The organism is Arcobacter denitrificans (SeqCode), assembly GCF_048571185.1.
Classification (GTDB): Bacteria; Campylobacterota; Campylobacteria; order Campylobacterales; family Arcobacteraceae; genus Arcobacter; species Arcobacter denitrificans.
Genome location: NZ_CP182350.1, coordinates 1,841,071 through 1,859,234, shown reverse-complemented (window position 1 = coordinate 1,859,234; position 18,164 = coordinate 1,841,071). Strand labels below are relative to the sequence as shown.

The window sequence follows — 18,164 nt, the reverse complement described above, 5'->3', positions numbered from 1 at the left end:
TCAAAAGTACAAGATTTACATAAAGGCCAGAGAATCCTTAATTAAAGTAGTAAAATGGCAATACTTACCAGTCACTGGCCTTTTTGAGCACATATAAAGTGTGCTCTCAAGCTACTTAAAATTAATTAAAAAAAACAATAAATTTTAAGGATACTAAATGAAAAATGAAATAGAAATTATAGATTCAGCTATACAATTAGCAGAAAAATGGCAAAACAGAGCAACTGAGTTGATTACTGATTATGAAAAAGAGTTTCATAGTAAGATGCAAATAATGTTAGCAAATCCAAAAGATAAAGTTCTTTTGATTGAGTTAATGGATCAATCTTTTAGATGTGAATCAAACTCAAGAATTGCTGATCAGATTTTATTCTTATTTGATAAGTATGGATTAGCTAAGTTCTTTACTTCAAAAGATAGAATATTATTATGGTTTTTTAAGAATATTGGGGTTTATATACCTGATGTTTCGGTTCCATTATTTGTTGATCAAATTAGAGATGATACAAAAACTGTAGTTTTAAAAGGTGAAGATGCACCTTTCAATAAGCACCTTAAAATGAGAAGAGAAGAGAAAACTAGAGTAAATGTAAACCTTATAGGTGAGGTTGTTCTTGGAGAAGAAGAAGCCCAAGAGAGAATTGAAAAATATTTAAAAGCTTTAGAAAACCCAAATATTGATTATATTTCTATTAAGATTTCAACAATTTATTCACAAATCAATCCTTTAAATTTTGAAGGTACAGTTCAAGTTTTAGTGAAAAAATTAACTAGAATTTATGAACAAGCACAAAAACATCCTTATATTGCACCAGATGGAACAAAATCAAATAAGTTTATAAACCTTGATATGGAAGAGTATAGAGATTTAGATATTACTGTTGAAGTATTTAAAAGAACTTTAGACTTGCCACAATTTAAAGATTTCTATGCAGGAATTGTACTTCAAGCTTATATTCCAGATTCATTTTTAGTTCAAAAAGATTTATGTAACTGGGCTAAAAAAAGAGTAGAAAATGGTGGATATCCTATCAAGTTTAGACTTGTAAAAGGTGCTAATATGGAGATGGAAGAAACAGAAGCCTCTCAAAAACATTGGGAAATGGTAACATATACAGATAAATCTGATACTGATTCTAACTACAAAAGAATGATAAGATATGCACTTGACCCTGAAAATGCAAAATATATGCATGTGGGAACAGGTTCTCATAACTTATTTGAACAAGCATTTGCTGTAATCCTAGCAGAAGTTAATAAAACAGCTGAATATCATACAATTGAAATGCTAGAAGGAATGAGTGATTCAGCAAGATTAGCAATAAGAGAGATTTCTAAAAATCCTATTTTATATGGACCAACTGCTTCAAAAGAACAGTTTACAAATGCAATTGCATATTTAGTAAGAAGACTTGATGAAAATACAGGTCCAGACAACTTTATTAGATACTCTTTTGGATTAAGAGTTGGTTCAAAAGATTGGAATATGCAAAAAGAATTATTTATAAAATCTTTTGAAAATGAAAAAACTTCATTTGTAGGTTCAAAAAGAACTCAAAATAGACTTGAAGAAAAATGGGATAATTTCAACCATTCATCTTATGATACAAAAGAGTATCATGCTGAAGCTGATACAGATTTTATTTTACCAAAAAATCAAGAATGGGCTAAAAATATCATCAATAAATGGCAATTTTCTAAAGATACAGAACATAAAATCACTCCAATAGTTATTGGTGGTGAGGATATAAGTGAAGATAGAAAAGTTGTTGAAGCTCTTGATAAATCTCAAGCAAAAGATGGTGTTCTTGCAGGTAAATTTGCAAATGCAAACGCAGATGATCTTAAAAAAGCTGTAGAAGTTGCACGTGAAGATAAAGATGGTTGGAGAAGCTTAACTCATGAACAAAGACATGCAGCACTAAAACTTGCTGCTATTAAAGTGCGTGAGAGAAGAGATGACTTAATTGGTGTTGCCGCTGCTGAAGTTGGTAAAGTATTTACAGAAACTGATGTTGAAGTATCTGAAGCAGTAGACTTTTTAGAATTCTATCCATACAGTGCAGATTATTTTGATAAATATCAAAACTTAGAATTTACAGGTAAAGGTGTAGGGGTTGTAGTACCACCTTGGAACTTCCCTGTTGCTATTCCATTAGGTGGAGTTGCTGCAACTTTAGCTGCTGGTAATACAGTTATTATAAAACCTGCTTCAGTTGCTGCATTAACTGCATATGAGATGTGTAAATGTTTTTGGGATGCAGGTATTTCTAAAAATGTACTTCAATTTGTCCCTTGTCCAGGAGCACTTGCAGGTGAACATTTAATTGCAAATAAAGATGTAGATTTTGTAATCTTAACAGGTGGAGAAGATACAGCAGCTAGTATGTTAAAAACAAGACCTGATTTAATGTTATCTGCTGAAACTGGTGGAAAAGATGCAACTATTGTAACAAACATGGCAGATAGAGAACAAGCCGTTAAAAATGTATGTTTAAGTGCATTTAATAACTCTGGTCAAAAATGTTCTGCTACTTCACTTTTAGTTTTAGAAGAAGAGGTTTACAATGATGAAAGCTTCAAAAAGGCTTTATTAGATACAGCAAAATCTATGAATGTAGGTTCTGTTTGGGATTTTAAAAATAGAATTGGAACTTTAGCAAATCCTGTTTCTGGAAACCTTAAAAAAGCTATTAGTGAATTAGAGGGTAATGAAAAATGGTTATTAGCTCCTGAATATGCAGAAAACAATGAATATATGCTAAAACCTGCAATTAAATGGGATGTGGATGAAGGTAACTTTATCCATATGAATGAACTATTTGGACCAGTATTAGCAGTTATTAAAGCAAAAGATTTAAAACATGCTGTAAAAATTGTAAATGATACAGGTTACGGATTAACTTCAGGAATTGAATCACTGGATGAAAGAGAAGTTTCTTATTGGAGAGAAAATCTAAAAGCTGGTAACTTATATATTAATAGAGGGACAACAGGGGCAATCGTTATTAGACAACCTTTTGGAGGTATGGGTAAATCTGCAATTGGAGCAGGAAGAAAAGTTGGTATATTTAACTATATTACACAATTTGTTAATTTTAAAGAGACTTCACTTCCAAATGTTAAAAGAGTTTATAACAATGAATTGACTAGCTTTATTGCCGATTGTAAATCTTCTAAAAATAATAAAGAAGATTTTGAAAAACTTGAAGTTGCATTACAATCATATTTAGAAAACTATGAAAATGAGTTTTCACAAGAGAAAGATTATTGTGAAGTAAGAGGAGAAGACAATCATTTCAGATATCTACCTCTTAAAAATGTAGCTATAAGAGTTTCAAGTGATGATTCTATTTTTGAAGCAGTTGCTAGAATTTTAGCAGCTATTGTATCTGGTGTTGAATTTAAAGTATCAGTAAATAACAATAAACTTGTTAAGTCATTCTTAGAAGAAGCAACAATTTTATTCAAAGGAAATAATATTTTAGTTGAAGAAAATGATGAAAAATTCCTAAAAACTATTAGTAGTTTTGATAGAATTATTTATTCAAATATCTCTAAAGTACCAACTATTGCCTTTGAAGAATCAGCTAAGTCTTTAACATTTATTGTAAGACAGCCTGTTATGATGGAAGGTAGACTAGAACTACTAAATTACTTCATTGAGCAATCAATTTCTCACTCTTTTCATAGATATGGAAATATTGGAGCTCGAGAAATAAAATAAGAAGGAATTTCCTTCTTATTATTCATCTATTTTAACCCCACCATTTTTATATTTTGTGATGTTAAAATCCTAAAAAATTTATAGGAATTATCAATGGAAACATGGTTTATTGTTTTAGTTATTTTATGCTTAGTCATTTTTATGTGGTATGTACATGATAAATATGTACAAAGAACACACCAAATTTTAGTTAATTATCCAATAATTGGACGTCTAAGATTTGTTTTTCAAGAATTTAGAGAGCCATTTAGACAATATTTTGGTGATGAAAAATTTTATGAATCAATGGATAAATTAGACTGGGTATATAGTGCATCAAGAGATAAAGTGAACTTTTCTTCTTTTTCTCCATCACAACCTTTGCCTAAGCCTAAATTTATGCTTAGACATGTAAATATTGTATTAAATGATAATGAAGTTGATGATGATTTTTCAGTTACTTTTGGAGAAAAAAGAGAAAAACCTTTTGTGACATCTTCTATAATTGGAAGAGCTCCTATGAGTGATGGTTCTATTTCACCTGAAGGAACAAGAGCTTTTGTATATGGTTCACAAAGGGGAAATTTCCCTATCAACACAGGTGAAGGTGGACTAACATCAAACTTTTTCGTAACACATAATAGTTATGATAAAAGCTATATGGAAATTGTAAGAGGAAGTAGTTTTGCATACAAAATGTTTAAAATGGCAAAAATATTCTTTAATGAACCTGTTGCAATTGATTTTTATAGAAAACATATATTTAAGAATAATAAAGAAGCAGATACATATGTATTTAATAAAGAAAAAAAATGTTTTTATAGACCAAACTGGAATGCATCATTAGAAAGTTTTCCTAAAAACGTCCCTTCTGATATGCCAGATATTATTTTACAAATTAGTTCTGGACTTTATGGTGTTAGAGATAAAGAGGGTAATTTTGATATGCAAAGGTACAAAAAGCAAATGAGCTTTTGCAAAATGACAGAGATTAAACTTGCACAAGGAGCAAAACAAACAGGTGGAAAACTTATCGCAGAAAAAGTTACTCCATCTATTGCATATTATAGAAATATAGAAGCAAATAAAGATCTTTTTTCACCAAATAGATTTCCATATGCTACTTCAAATGAAGAACTGTTTGATTTCATTGGAGAGTTACAAAAAGCTTCTGGTAAACCTGTTGGAATCAAAATAGTAGTTTCTGATTATGACAATATAGTTCCAATTGCAAAAGAGATAAAAAAAAGAGTGGGTTTAAACTTGCCATTTCCTGATTATATTTCTATTGATGGAGGTAGTGGAGGTAGTGCTACAGCACCCTTAGAGATGATGGAAAGAATTGGAATGGATATACGAGATGCTTTATATCTAGTTGATAAAGTGTTAAAAGACTATGGAGTAAGAGAGCATGTCAAAATATCTGCAAGTGGGAAGATATTGACCCCTGATGATGTTGTAATTACTTTATGTTTAGGAGCAGATTTTGTACAAATTGCACGAGGTTTTATGATGAGTGCAGGATGTATACGTGCAAGGTATTGTTCTGGGGCAACAAAACATCAATGTCCCGTAGGACTGGCAACACAAGATATTAAAAAAAGACGACATTATTTTGTAAATAAACATTCAAACTATATAAAAAACTATCACAATAATGTTTTAAAAAGTATGAAAAGTTTATTGGCTGTAATGGGATTAAAAAATATTAAACAACTAAATAAAGAGAAATTGATATTTTTAGATATTGATTCAAAAATCCATGATGATATGGATGCTTTATTTGAAAGAAGAATTTTACTTAAAAAATAATTTATTGTTTTGTATCTACTGGTGAGTAGGCATATTTAAAAGACACCCCATATGTCCTCTTTATATTCCGTCATATGCCTATTCACCAGTGGATACATTCGAACGTCAAAATTTTCTTCTATAGTAAAGTATACATGTGTATTTACTTTAAGAAAATTTTAGAATTTAAGATTAGTAGGTAAAAAGAGGAACTATTAATTTTAACAAAAGAAAGGGATTAAATGAAGAAATTAACAAAATTAAGCTTAGTTGCTAGTTTAGCACTAATTACAACTCAAGCATTTAGTGCAGATACAATTGCAAAAGCTTTTGAAGAAGGTAAAATAAGTGGAGAGATTAAATCTCAATATTTTCAAAAAGAAGTTGGAACTTCTCATGATAAAGTTGGTATTTGGACAAATGGTGGTAACTTATCTTTTGTTACAGGCTCATACTATGGTTTAAAAGCTGGTGTTACATTTCAAGCAGCAACTGTAACTTCTGATGATCTAGATAAAAGTCCTACTGCATATAACAGTGACCAAAATGTTTCTGGTGCAGTTGCTTCGCAAGCATATTTAGAATATACAAGAGAGAATACAACTGGTAAGGTTGGTAGACAATATATATCTACACCTCTAGTTGCAGGTTCTGGTTCTAGAATCTTTAAAGAATCTTTTGAAGGTATTGTTTTATCAAATACGGATATTCCAAATACAACTTTAGTTGCAGCATATGTTGATAAGTTTCAAGGAAGAACTGATATAGCGACGAATGGAACACAAATTAAAGATGTTTCTGATTTTGGTAGTAATGTTCCTGCTGTAAACTTTGCTTCAATAAATATGGATGGTGCATATACACTTTATATTAAAAATACATCAGTTAAGAATTTAACTTTATCAGCTCAATATGCTGTTGTAGATGTTATTACTTCTAATGATGCTAAAGCATTTTATGCAGATGCTTCATATAATTTGACACCTTTTACAATATCAGCACAAACATATCAATCTGATGATGGAAGTGCGACTAACTCTGATGGTAGTGCTTATGGTTTAAACCTAACTGCAAATTTTGGTAAACTATCTTTAGGTGCAGCATATTCTAAAGTAGATGATGAAGCAGATATAGTAAATGGATTAGGAAATGGTGCTGATTATCTTTATACTTGGTCTTGGATTTATGGTGGTGTTTATTCTGCTGATACAGATGCTTATAAATTATCTGCCGGATACAAAATCACTGATGGTTTATCATTTGATTTGATGCATGCTGCATGGAAAACAGGTAATACTGATAGAAAATCAGAGACAGACTATATTGCAACATACAATTTTGATAAAAACTTATCAGCTAAGTTTGTTTTCGCAGATTATAACAATATATCTACAGAAAGCTATAGATCAAGACTTTATGTTTCTTACAAATTTTAATATAAAAAGGGTTTTTTAGCCTTTTTTATATTATGTATCTATTCCAAATATATATTTACTATTTTCCATATTTATTAATAATTAACTTTAATATCTCTTCTTTTTCTTTATTTTCATCAATTTGTAAATTAAAAGCAAAATCTAAAATCTCTTTAAACAAAACTCCTGGCTTATAACCTAATTTAATCAAATCTTTTCCTATAACAATAGGTTTAGGTCCTTCATTACTTACTTCTAAATGTAAAGCTTTATTTTTAAGCCATGAAATTGCTTCATGACATTTGTATTTATCTTCTATGTTTCGCCCTAAACAATCAGCCAAACATACTAAACACAGCATCTCTATATCAACTTTTAAAGACAATCTTTTTACTGCCTTATCACTACTATTATGCAAGTATAATTGAAAAGGTGAAAGATGATTTTTAACTAAAGGAAGAACATCAGCTATGAGTTTTTTATCATTTGTCAATTTTTCTAAAAAAGATATTGTAGGTTCAATTCCAAGCGACTCATGTTTGTGAGAAGTTATTTTTCCATCTATAATTTTTGTACAAAGTGGTTTTCCAAAATCATGACAAAGTATTGCAAAGAATAGAACTAAATCTTTATATTCATTACCTGTTTTTAATTTTGCCATTTCATCTAAAGTCATAAGAGTATGAACCCAAACATCTCCTTCTGGATGATATTCTTTTTCTTGTTCACAGCCAATTAGTGCTTGTAACTCTAAATAATAGTTCAAAATCTCTAATTCTTTTAAAAGTTCAAATCCAATTGAGGGCTTGGGTGACTTTAAAAAGAGTTTTTTTAGCTCTTCAAAAATACGCTCTTTTGGCAACTCATCTAAATCACCTTTTAAAACCATCTTTTTACACAAATCAAAAGTTTTATTTTCTAATGTAAAATCAAATCTTGAGGCAAATTGAACAGCTCTATAAACTCGCAAAGGATCTTCAATAAAACTATTATCATCAATATGTTTTAAAGTTTTATTTTCCAAGTCTTTTAAGCCATCAAAGGGGTCTAAAAACTCATCTTTTATAAAATCATACCCTAAGGCGTTTATTGTAAAATCTCTTCTTATAGCTGCTTCTTTGAAGCTTAAATGGCTATTACTAATAACTTCAAAGCCTTTGTGCCCTTTAGCTACTTTTTTTTCAACTCTAGGAAGGGCAAAATCATACTCTTGGTCATCAACACTAAGTTTTAAAACCCCATAGGATTTGCCTACAAGTTTCACTTTTCCAAATTGTTCTAAATATTTTGTGAGAGTTTCAAAGTTTTCTATATAAAAAACTTCTATGTCATAATCTTTTATTTGTAGGTTTAAGAAATGGTCTCTAACACACCCTCCTACAAGAATAGGCTTTGCACCTTTTTCTTGTAGAAGTTTTAGTATCTTGGTTAGAGTAGAAGGTAACTTGATACTAGTTTTTTTCGTTGATAATATGCACATCTCTTTGAGGGAAAGGAATAGAGATTCCTTCTTTATCAAATGTGTTTTTAATCTCTTCGATTAATGCCCATTTTACAGCCCAAAAATCAGGTGTATTAACCCAAACTCGAACTACAAAGTTTACTGATGAATCACCTAGTTCTGAAACAGCAATTGTGATTGCTTCATCTTTTAAAACTTTATCATTTGATTGTACTATATTTGTGATGATATCTTTTACTATTTTTAAGTTATCACCATAACCAACACCAATAGTCAAGTCAACTCTTCTTTTAGCATGAGCATTTACGTTTACTATACTTCCAGCTGTAATTGCTCCATTTGGCACTAAAACTTTTTGATTATCTGGCGTTGTAAACTCTGTATTAAATAAGTGAACTTCAGTAATAGTACCACTTACTCCACCAGCAGTTACAAAATCTCCTATTTTAAAAGGTTTAAAAAATATAATCATAACACCAGAGGCAAAGTTTGATAATGAATCTTTAAGTGCTAAACCAACAGCTAGACCAGCTGCCCCAAGAATAGCTAGAAAGGAAGTTGATTCAACCCCTAGTTGCTCTAATGCAGTTAAAATAACAACTACAATTAATACATAATAAATAATGTCATCAAAAAAGTTTACAAGTGTTTCGTCAAATTTTGGATTTCTTTTAATCATAGCCGTCAATAAGTTCGCAACTTTTTTAGCTAGCCACTTACCAACAACAAATATCACAATTGCCATTGCTACATTTAAAGAATAAAGAGCAATCACATCTGAGACAGTTTCTACACTACTTGCCATCTTAAAATCCTTATATTAGTTTTTTTAATCTGTTTACAACTTCATCTAAAGATACTTCTTCTTTTTCTAAAGTTTTTCTATTTACTATTTCTACCATACCATCTGGCAGTTTTTTACCAACTACAACTGCATAAGGGAATCCAATAAGTTCAAAATCACTCATTTTAAATCCAAATCTTGCATTTACTCTATCATCTAAAATAGTAGAAATCCCTGCTATTTTCAAATCATTATATATCTTTTTACCAGCACTCAACTCTTCTTCTTTTTTTGCATTTGAAACTATAATATCAACCATAAAAGGAGCTGTTTCTTTCGTCCAAATACAACCTTTATCGTCATGATGTTGTTCAACCACTGTTGCTACAAGTCTAGATACACCTATTCCATATGTTCCCATAACAAAAGGTTTAGACTTACCATTTTCATCTAAAAAGTTTGCTCCAAGAGGTTCTGAATATTTAGTTCCAAGTTGAAAAATATGCCCAGCTTCTATCCCTTTTGTATGGATAAGTTTTCCGCCACAGCAAGAACAAATATCTCCTTCTTGAACAGCAATTAAATCAAAATATTTCACATCTTTTAATGTAGTTAAGTCAGTTCCAGTAAAATGATAGTCAATTTCATTTGCACCACAAACTAATCCAACTTCATCCTTTAATTCATTATCAATAACAAAATTTATATTTTCAGGTAAATTAAATGGTCCACAATATCCAGCAACTAAACCAGCATCTAAAATATCAGCATCATTTGCATCAAGAAGTTCTAAGGCATCAACTGCATTTGTAGCTTTTGTTTCTTCCAGTTCGTCATTTCCTCTTACAAAGAAAACTACTACTTCTTCTTTCTCTTCATATATCGCTTTTTTAATTACTGCTTTTATTGATTGAGCTTTTGGAGTACTTAAAAAGTTTGAAACATCTTCAATAGTTTTCATCCCCTCAGTTAATACTTTTTCCATTTTTATATTTTCAGCAGTAAGCTCATACCAGTTTTTAGTCTCTTTTTTTGCTCTTGTAGCTGCTTCAATATTAGCACCATATTCACAATCTTCACATACAACTATTGTATCTTCACCTGAATTTGCCAATACCATAAACTCTTTACTTCCACTTCCACCAATTGCACCACTATCTGCTGCAACTACACGAAACTCTAAACCTAATCTTGTAAAAATCTTTTTATAAGTCTCTTCCATAAGATTAAATTCTCTAATCATATCCTCTTCACTAGAGTGGAAAGAATAAGAGTCTTTCATTAAAAATTCTCTTCCTCTCATAAGTCCAAATCTAGGACGTGCTTCATCACGAAACTTTGTATTGATTTGATATAAATGAACAGGTAAATCTTTATATGAAGTAACTCTATTTTTTACTAAATTTACCATTGCCTCTTCATTTGTAGGACTTAAAACAAAATCACTACCTTTTCTATCTTTGATTCGAAGCATCTCTAGACCCATTTTAGATGCACGACCACTCTCTTCCCAAAGCGTAGTTGGTGTTACAAATGACAATTGAACTTCATTAAGCCCTGCATTATCTAACTCTTCTTTTACAACAGCTCTAATTTTGTCTAATACTATCTTTCCTAAAGGCATAAAATTATATAAACCAGCACCTTCTTGATTGATAAATCCAGCTCTGATTAAAAACTGATGAGATGGTAAAGTTGCATCTTTTGGTGCTTCTTTTGTAGTTGGTATAAACATTTGAGAAAATTTCATTTATATTCCTAATTATTAAATTTTATTACTTGATCACATTTTTGAATAGAGTTTGATTTACTCTCTAAGCCAAATACTGATTGTACTGTCCCTAAGATTATATCGCACTCAACATCTTTTGAAATCTTTTTTAACTTTGTTGTTGGTTCATGTAAAAATTCATTTAAAACTGTTTGACAAAGTTTTTTAATGTTCTCTTCATCTTCTGCTTTTACAAAACCTTTTTTTATAGCATTTTGAAGTTTCTTTTCAATTACATCATCTGCTTTTGTATAAAGATGTTTTACTACAGGTTCTACTTCAAGTGATTTTAGCCATTTAAAAAACTCTTCTGATTCTTGATTAACGATTTGATATGCTCTTTTTGCTTGTTCGGCTCTTAGTGTCATATTTGAGTTTACTATCTCTTGTAAATCATCAACCGCATATATTTTTAAGTTTGAGCTCTCTATCTCTTCTATATCTCTTGGTACTGCAATATCAAACCAATATCTACTAAAAGAACAATTTCTTACCATGTTTTCTTTTATAATTGGATATGGAGCTGCCGTTGCTGTGATCATTATTGGTATTTCATTTAAAAGTTTTTCTAAATTTTCATATGGTTCAACACTTACTTCAAAGTCAAAAGTATCAACTAGCATTTGTGCTTTTTTTATATCTCTACTTGTAAGAACAATATCAAAGCCAGCTTTATGCAAATGCTTCATTGTAAGCTCACTCATCTCTCCAGCTCCAATAACTAAAGCCTTTACGCCACTTGTATTTTGAACAATATCTTTTGCTTTTGCAACAGCTGTTGACGCCACTGAAACAGAACCTGTTCCTAAACTAGTCTCATTTCTTACACTAGCAGCACACTTGAAAGCATAATTCATAGCTTTTGAAATACTTTTACTACAATACCCTTTAGATAAAGACAATCTAAATGCTTCTCTTAATTGACCCACTATTTGAGTCTCACCAATAACAAGAGAATCTAAGGCAGAAGCTACTGAAAAAAGATGATGTATTGCACTTGTACGATCATAAATATCAGCTCTTTCTAATAGGTTTTCATAATCAAGCCCTGAATATTTTGCCAATATTTGAAAAATTTTCTCTTTTGATTTCTTGATGTTTGAAGAGGTAGTAATTATCTCTACCCTATTACAGGTAGATAATAATACTACCTCATCAATAGACTCATCTGACTTTACACTTTTTAAAAAAGTCTCAACAGAGCTTTCATTTGAAAAAGCAATCTTTTCTCTTGTTTGTATATCTGTATTTTTGTGGGTAAAAGAGATACTTAAATAATTCATTGTTAAAACTCTCTTTCTATCATTTCTTTCATGATTTTTACAAGACCTTCAGAGTTTTCGTCTTCTAAAATCATGATTGCTTCTCTTCCTAAAGCTTTTGCTTGAGAAATAGCATCATTTAAAGAATCTGTTCTTTCCATTTGTTGTTTTATCCAAAGAGTCTCTTCTTCATTTAACTCTTTTTTGAAAAGTGATTCTAATTTTGTTTTGTCATCCAATCTTTGATGTAATAGCAAGTATGGAATAGTGGCTTTCCCTTCTACAAAATCAAACATTGCTGGTTTTCCTAGAGTTGTTGCATCTTGGGTAATATCTAAAATATCATCAATCATTTGAAAGGCAAGACCTAAGTTTTTTCCATATAAAGCATATATCTCTTCATCTTTATTTGCTAAAATTGCAGCACTTGCAGCACTTGCTTCTATTAAAGATGCAGTTTTTTTGTAAATCATATCAAGGTATTTTTTATAGTCTGTGTTAAAAGTTTGTGTTAAATCAATATCCATCATCTCACCAATACTTAACTTAGTAACGGCACTTGAGATATTGTAAGCTATTTTTCTATTCATTTGTGAAAGTTCAGTAAAGGCTTTAGAGTATAAAACATCTCCAAACATAATTGCAGTTTTATCGTCATATAAAGCATTTACAGAAGGGCTTCCTCTTCTAGTATCTGCCTCATCAATCACATCATCATGTAAAAGTGATGCCGCATGAATCATCTCAACTATTGCACATAATTTTATAGACTCTTCATTAACTCCTGCAATTTTAAGTATTAATTTTGACCGTAACATTTTTCCTGTTGCCAAATGACCAAAAAGTTCTACACTCTTTTCATCATCACACTCTTTTACAAACTCTAAGATTTTATCTTTTACTATTTTTAATTCTTCCACAAAATACCTTATGAATCTAATCTACAAATAATTTCACCAGTAAACTCAATATACAAATCATCTTTTACTTTAGCTACCTCATCTAGGTTTTCTAAAACAAAAGAGTTTATATCTTCATTTACATCATAAGTCTCACCTTTATCTTTTGATAAAAGTAATTCCATTGCTGCATATTTTTCCAATATCTTATCTAATTCATCACTTACGACTTCGCTTGAAGCGTGTTTTACTACATCTAAAAATTTTGATTTAGGTGTTCCAAATAAAATATCATCCATATTATTTTTCTAATCTCACTCTTACAGATTTTGCATGGGCTGTTAGCCCTTCTGTATCTGCTAATAATGCACAAGCTTCACCAAGCTCATCAATTGCCTCTTGAGAAAAACTTATGATTGAAGATTTTTTCAAAAAGTTTTCTACATTTAGTGGACTATAAAACTTAGCTGTACTTCCTGTTGGAAGGGTATGATTTGGACCTGCTATATAATCACCTATTGGCTCAGGTGTATTTTTACCTAGGAAAATAGCCCCTGCATGTTTTATTTTTGGTAATAATTCAAAGGCATTATTTGTCATAACTTCTAAGTGCTCTGGTGCTATATCATTCATATATTTTATAGCTTCTTCCATATCTTTTGCGATTATTATAACACCTCTCTCATCTATAGATTTCTTAGCTATTTCTCGTCTACTTAGCTCTTCTAAAAATCTATCAACCTCTATTGAAGTAAGCTCTGCTACTTTATCACATGTTGTTATCATAATAGAACTTGCCATTTCATCATGTTCTGCTTGTGAAAGTAAATCAATAGCTAAAAATCTAGGATTTGCACTAGCATCACTTAAAATCCCAATCTCACTAGGTCCTGCTATCATATCAATATTTACTTCACCAAAAACCAACTTTTTAGCAGTTGCAACAAAAATATTTCCAGGACCTGTAATCACATCAACCTTTGGAATAGTCTCAGTTCCATAAGCCATAGCAGCAATTGCACTAGCACCTCCAACTTTAAAGGCTTTTTTGATTCCACAGATGTGACAAGCTGCAAGTAATAATTCGTTGATTTCATTATTTGGTGTTGGTGTACATACTACTATTTCTTCAACACCTGCAACAATTGCAGGAATTGCATTCATAAGTAAGCTACTTGGATATGCAGCTTTTCCACCAGGAATATAAAGCCCTGCTCTATCAACTGCAGTAACTTTTTGCCCTAATATACTTCCATTTTTCTCAAAATCAATCCATGATTTTGGAAGTTGTTTTTCATGGTAAGCTTTAATTCTATCATATGCAGTATGAAGTGACTTTCTTAACTCATCATCAATATTTTCATAGGCTTTTTTCATCTCATCAAGTGATATTTCTAAATCATTATCATCTTGAACTTCCCATTTATCAAACTTAGAAATATGCCCTTTAATAGCCATATTTCCATTATCAACAATCTCTTCAATAAGATTTGTAACAATTGCAGAAACACCTTTTATATCAGTTTTTGCTCTTGCTAATATATTTTCAAACTCTTTTTTGAAATTTGAATCTGTAGTATTTATTATTTTCATTTAATCCTCATTCACACATACTGGTTAATTCTTTTAAAATCTCTTCAATATCTCTATCTTCTACATCAAGAGTAAAATCAGCTACCTTTTCATACTCTTTTACTCTTGTATCATAAAGTTTTCTTGCTTCATCTAAGTTTTTAAGAAGTGGTCTTTTTGCTAGTTTTTGTTTTGCATTTGGAGCATTGTTGATTCTTTTAAGAATACCCTCAAAAGAAGATTTTAGATAAATGACTTTTCCAATATTTTTAATATTTTCTTGTCTATAAAACCCACCACCTGTAGATATAACAGTGTTTGTAATTGACTTCTCTAGCCATAAAGCACATTGTTTTTCCAAGTCCCTAAAGTAAGGTTCTCCCTCATCTTTAAAAATTGTTTTAACTTTCTTTTTTGTGATACTCTCAATTAAATCATCTGTATCTATTGAAAATCTACCACTATATTTAAAAAAAGCTCGTGCAATGGTACCCTTACCTACACCCATAAAACCGATTAGTATAATATTGTTCTTATTCATAACTTGCGATTATAGCTAAATAAAAGTAAAAGTTTAAGCTGTAGGTATATAAATTAGAAAATTGGCACCTTTAAGTTTTTTATTTTCCCAAGTGTACTCTTCATTTAATACTTCAATTTTTCCATCAATATGGTTTTCAATTATTTGGTGGGTCATATAAAGACCAATCCCTGTGCCATTACTTTTATGTTTTGTAGTAAAATATGGTTCAAAAATTTTATCTTTGATATCTAAAGAAATTCCACCTGCATTGTCTTTAATAGAAAGAACTAAATAATCATCTTTTTGGTAAAGTTCAAAAAAGATAAATCTTTCACCTTCTTTATTATTTAAAAGTAATGCATCTTTTGCGTTGTTGAAAATATTTACTGTAGCTTGAATAAGTTCATTTAAATATGTATTTACCTCTAAGCCTTCACAGCTATTTTTAATAATAAATTCAATGCCATTATCTTTTAAAGAACTACCAATCAAATTCTTATTTTTATCAATAATTTGATTTGAAATAACATAAGTCTTTTCTTTATCTGTTTTATAAAAATTTCTAAAATCATCTATTGTTTGAGATAAATATTGTGCAGATTCATTCATGTTATCTAAAGAAGAAAGAACACTTTTAATTTCATATTCACCTAAAGAAAGCCTTAATTTAAGTCCTGTAGAAACTGCACTAATTACACTTAAGGGCTGTCTCCATTGGTGGGCAATATTTCCAATCATTTCCCCCATTGCAGCCATTTTAGACTGTCTGAAAAAAATCATCTCTTTTTCTTTTATCTCTCTTAGGTCAATGACACTAATAATATATACAGCCTTACCTTCAAAATTAGTTGTATTTACTTTTACAAGAGATGGAATTATTTTTCTGTCTTTATCTTTTATATTTATTTCAAAGGGTTCATGGTTTTCATATAGATTTTTAAGAATATCTTTCTTTCCACTATTTTCAATAAATTTAAATATATTTTGTCCTATTAGATCCCGTTTATTTTGGAAACCTAATAAAGATACACCATTTTCATTTGTATCTATACAAATATTTTTTTCAACAACATAAATAGAATCCATAGTAGAACTTAAAAGTGTCTCAAAACTTTTTAAAGTCTTTTCAAGCTCCTTTTGTATTCTTTTAAATTGATTATTACTCTCTTTTAATTTATTTTTTTGCTCTTCTATTTTTCTGTTTTTAGAGAGTAACTCTTTTTGCCTATAGCCTATTAAAAGTAAGATAATCAAAAAGCCTAAAACTATTTTCCAAATTATAGAATAATCTATCCCACTATCAAACTTTACATTTACCCATTTATTATATATCTCATGCTTTTTATCTTCAGAAATATTTTTTATAACCTTATTAAAAATCTCCAATAAAGCTAAATCATCTTTTTGAACAGCAATACTTAAGTCTAAGGAATTATCAAATTTTCCTGCAATTTTAAGTTCCCCAATGAAGTTTTTTTGTATTTCATAACCAATAGATGCTAGACAATCAATAAATCCATAAACCTCACCTTTTGCAACTTTTTCCAAGCCCTCTTTTACAGAATCTACTTCAATAATATTTTCATATTTATATCTTCTTTTCAGCAAGTCAATTATTGCATAGCCCTTTACTACAGCTAACTTCTTTTTACCTATAATACTTTCCATATCTGGTATAAAAATCTCTTCATTTTTTGTTGCTACTACAAAGTGAGATGAGATATATGGTTTTGTAAAATTTGCATATTTTTTTCTATTATCTGTTTCCATAGCTAAAGATAAAATATCACACTCTTTTGCTTTAAACTTTTCTAGACTTTCACTCCAAGTTTTTGTTTGAATTAAGTTTATTGGTCTTTTTAATACAGATTGAAAATAATCCATATATTCTCTACTTATCCCTATATGTCTTCCATTTTCTATTTTTTCAAAAGGTAGCCAATTTGGATCTATACAGACATTGATTTTTCTTTTACTATTTAAATATCTTTTATCCTCATTAGTTAAAATATTATTTGATTTAAAATCTTTTGTATTAAATACAATATCATTGATATTTACATTTGCACTTGCATGAAACTCTTCAAGTTTTGATAAAATATCTTTTACTAATTCATCCCTAATACTACCAAGTTCATATAGATTTGGCATCATTAGTTTTTCTATTTCAACTGCTTCAAAAAGTAAGGCATCTTTTGATTTTAACTTAGAGTATTTATTATAAATTATATCAACCAACTCTTTTTTATGTTCAAAGGCATATTTCCAACCTCTGTTTGTTGCTTCAATGATTTTCTTCATTTTGTCTTGATTTGATAAGGCACTATCTCTTAAGGTAAATAGATTCAAGCTAAAGTTGTATAGTCCATAGTTTGCGGGGTCAATTAAAGTATAAGGTACTTTTGATTTTTTGATTTTATATAATTCGTTTGATAAATAAGCTGTCATGATGTCTATATTGCCACTTATAAAACTTTCAGGAGAAAAATCATGATTTTTTATCTCTTTAAAATCAGATTTTTTTATTTCAAACTTTTTAAGTAACTCTAATAAAATAGATTTATCTAGTTGACTTTTTTCTGCCATAATTATTTTATTTTTAAAATCATAGGGAGTAATAATATCTTGTTTTGCAACAAATACTAGTGCAGACTTTTTCATATAATTAGCTAATAGCATTAATGGCTTTTTTTCATCATAATATTCTAATAAAGATAAATCATAAACTCCAAAATCAGCTTTTTTGTTTTTCACTTCATTAATTACATTTATTTTACTTTCATATTCACGTATTTCAACATCAAATCCAAGCTCTTTATAATAACCTTTTTCATAAGCTGCAATAAATCCAGCAAATTCAAATTGATATTTCCAATTTAATTGAATAGAGACTTTTTCTAAATCTTTGGCATACAAAGCAGAAAAGAGAGATAAAAATAATATAAAAAGTAATTTAATTTGTTTTTGCATTAGGTATTC

At 29.7% G+C, this 18,164-nt stretch carries 12 protein-coding genes; 3 read left to right on the top strand and 9 right to left on the bottom strand.

The genetic code is table 11. The features are described 5' to 3' along the window. Window positions 1-157 precede the first annotated feature (157 nt). From ACNI28_RS09360 to ACNI28_RS09350, 3 genes are all read left to right on the top strand, one after another. Complete coding sequence (locus tag ACNI28_RS09360) at window positions 158-3,727, top strand: proline dehydrogenase family protein (RefSeq protein ID WP_419763991.1); 3,570 nt, start codon at window positions 158-160, stop codon at window positions 3,725-3,727. Between the two features lie 93 nt (window positions 3,728-3,820). Continuing rightward, window positions 3,821-5,518, top strand: coding sequence for a glutamate synthase-related protein (locus ACNI28_RS09355; protein ID WP_419763990.1), 1,698 nt, complete (start codon window positions 3,821-3,823; stop codon window positions 5,516-5,518). 221 nt (window positions 5,519-5,739) lie between these two features. Next, window positions 5,740-6,933: an OprD family outer membrane porin gene (locus tag ACNI28_RS09350; RefSeq protein WP_419763989.1), complete on the top strand. Its 1,194-nt coding sequence runs from the start codon at window positions 5,740-5,742 to the stop codon at window positions 6,931-6,933. Window positions 6,934-6,991: 58 nt separating this feature from the next. On the opposite strand, the gene ACNI28_RS09345 is transcribed toward ACNI28_RS09350, so the two are convergent. Genes ACNI28_RS09345 through ACNI28_RS09305 form a run of 9 tightly spaced genes read right to left on the bottom strand, consistent with a single transcriptional unit; the run spans window position 6,992 to window position 18,155 of the window. Continuing rightward, the gene (locus tag ACNI28_RS09345) at window positions 6,992-8,392 is read right to left on the bottom strand and encodes a CCA tRNA nucleotidyltransferase (RefSeq protein ID WP_419763988.1); all 1,401 of its coding nucleotides are present in this window, start codon (window positions 8,390-8,392) and stop codon (window positions 6,992-6,994) included. Beyond that, window positions 8,364-9,179 (bottom strand): mechanosensitive ion channel family protein, encoded by an 816-nt coding sequence (locus ACNI28_RS09340; RefSeq protein ID WP_419763987.1) that lies wholly within the window; start codon window positions 9,177-9,179, stop codon window positions 8,364-8,366. The genes ACNI28_RS09345 and ACNI28_RS09340 overlap by 29 nt, the downstream gene beginning before the upstream one ends. A gap of 10 nt (window positions 9,180-9,189) precedes the next feature. Beyond that, the gene (locus tag ACNI28_RS09335) at window positions 9,190-10,908 is read right to left on the bottom strand and encodes a proline--tRNA ligase (protein WP_419763986.1); all 1,719 of its coding nucleotides are present in this window, start codon (window positions 10,906-10,908) and stop codon (window positions 9,190-9,192) included. 8 nt (window positions 10,909-10,916) lie between these two features. Continuing rightward, window positions 10,917-12,212 (bottom strand): glutamyl-tRNA reductase, encoded by a 1,296-nt coding sequence (gene hemA, locus ACNI28_RS09330; protein WP_419763985.1) that lies wholly within the window; start codon window positions 12,210-12,212, stop codon window positions 10,917-10,919. A gap of 2 nt (window positions 12,213-12,214) precedes the next feature. After that, window positions 12,215-13,111 carry a polyprenyl synthetase family protein gene (locus tag ACNI28_RS09325; RefSeq protein ID WP_419763984.1) on the bottom strand — a complete coding sequence of 299 codons (897 nt, stop codon included), beginning with the start codon at window positions 13,109-13,111 and terminating at the stop codon, window positions 12,215-12,217. Between the two features lie 8 nt (window positions 13,112-13,119). After that, window positions 13,120-13,389 carry a DUF2018 family protein gene (locus tag ACNI28_RS09320; protein WP_419763983.1) on the bottom strand — a complete coding sequence of 90 codons (270 nt, stop codon included), beginning with the start codon at window positions 13,387-13,389 and terminating at the stop codon, window positions 13,120-13,122. A 1-nt stretch (window position 13,390) separates the two neighbouring features. Then, window positions 13,391-14,683: a histidinol dehydrogenase gene (hisD, locus tag ACNI28_RS09315; RefSeq protein ID WP_419763982.1), complete on the bottom strand. Its 1,293-nt coding sequence runs from the start codon at window positions 14,681-14,683 to the stop codon at window positions 13,391-13,393. 7 nt (window positions 14,684-14,690) lie between these two features. Next, complete coding sequence (locus ACNI28_RS09310) at window positions 14,691-15,203, bottom strand: shikimate kinase (protein ID WP_419763981.1); 513 nt, start codon at window positions 15,201-15,203, stop codon at window positions 14,691-14,693. A gap of 33 nt (window positions 15,204-15,236) precedes the next feature. Beyond that, entirely contained in the window at window positions 15,237-18,155 is a 2,919-nt protein-coding gene (locus ACNI28_RS09305; protein ID WP_419763980.1) for an ABC transporter substrate-binding protein, read from the bottom strand. Window positions 18,156-18,164: the final 9 nt, after the last annotated feature.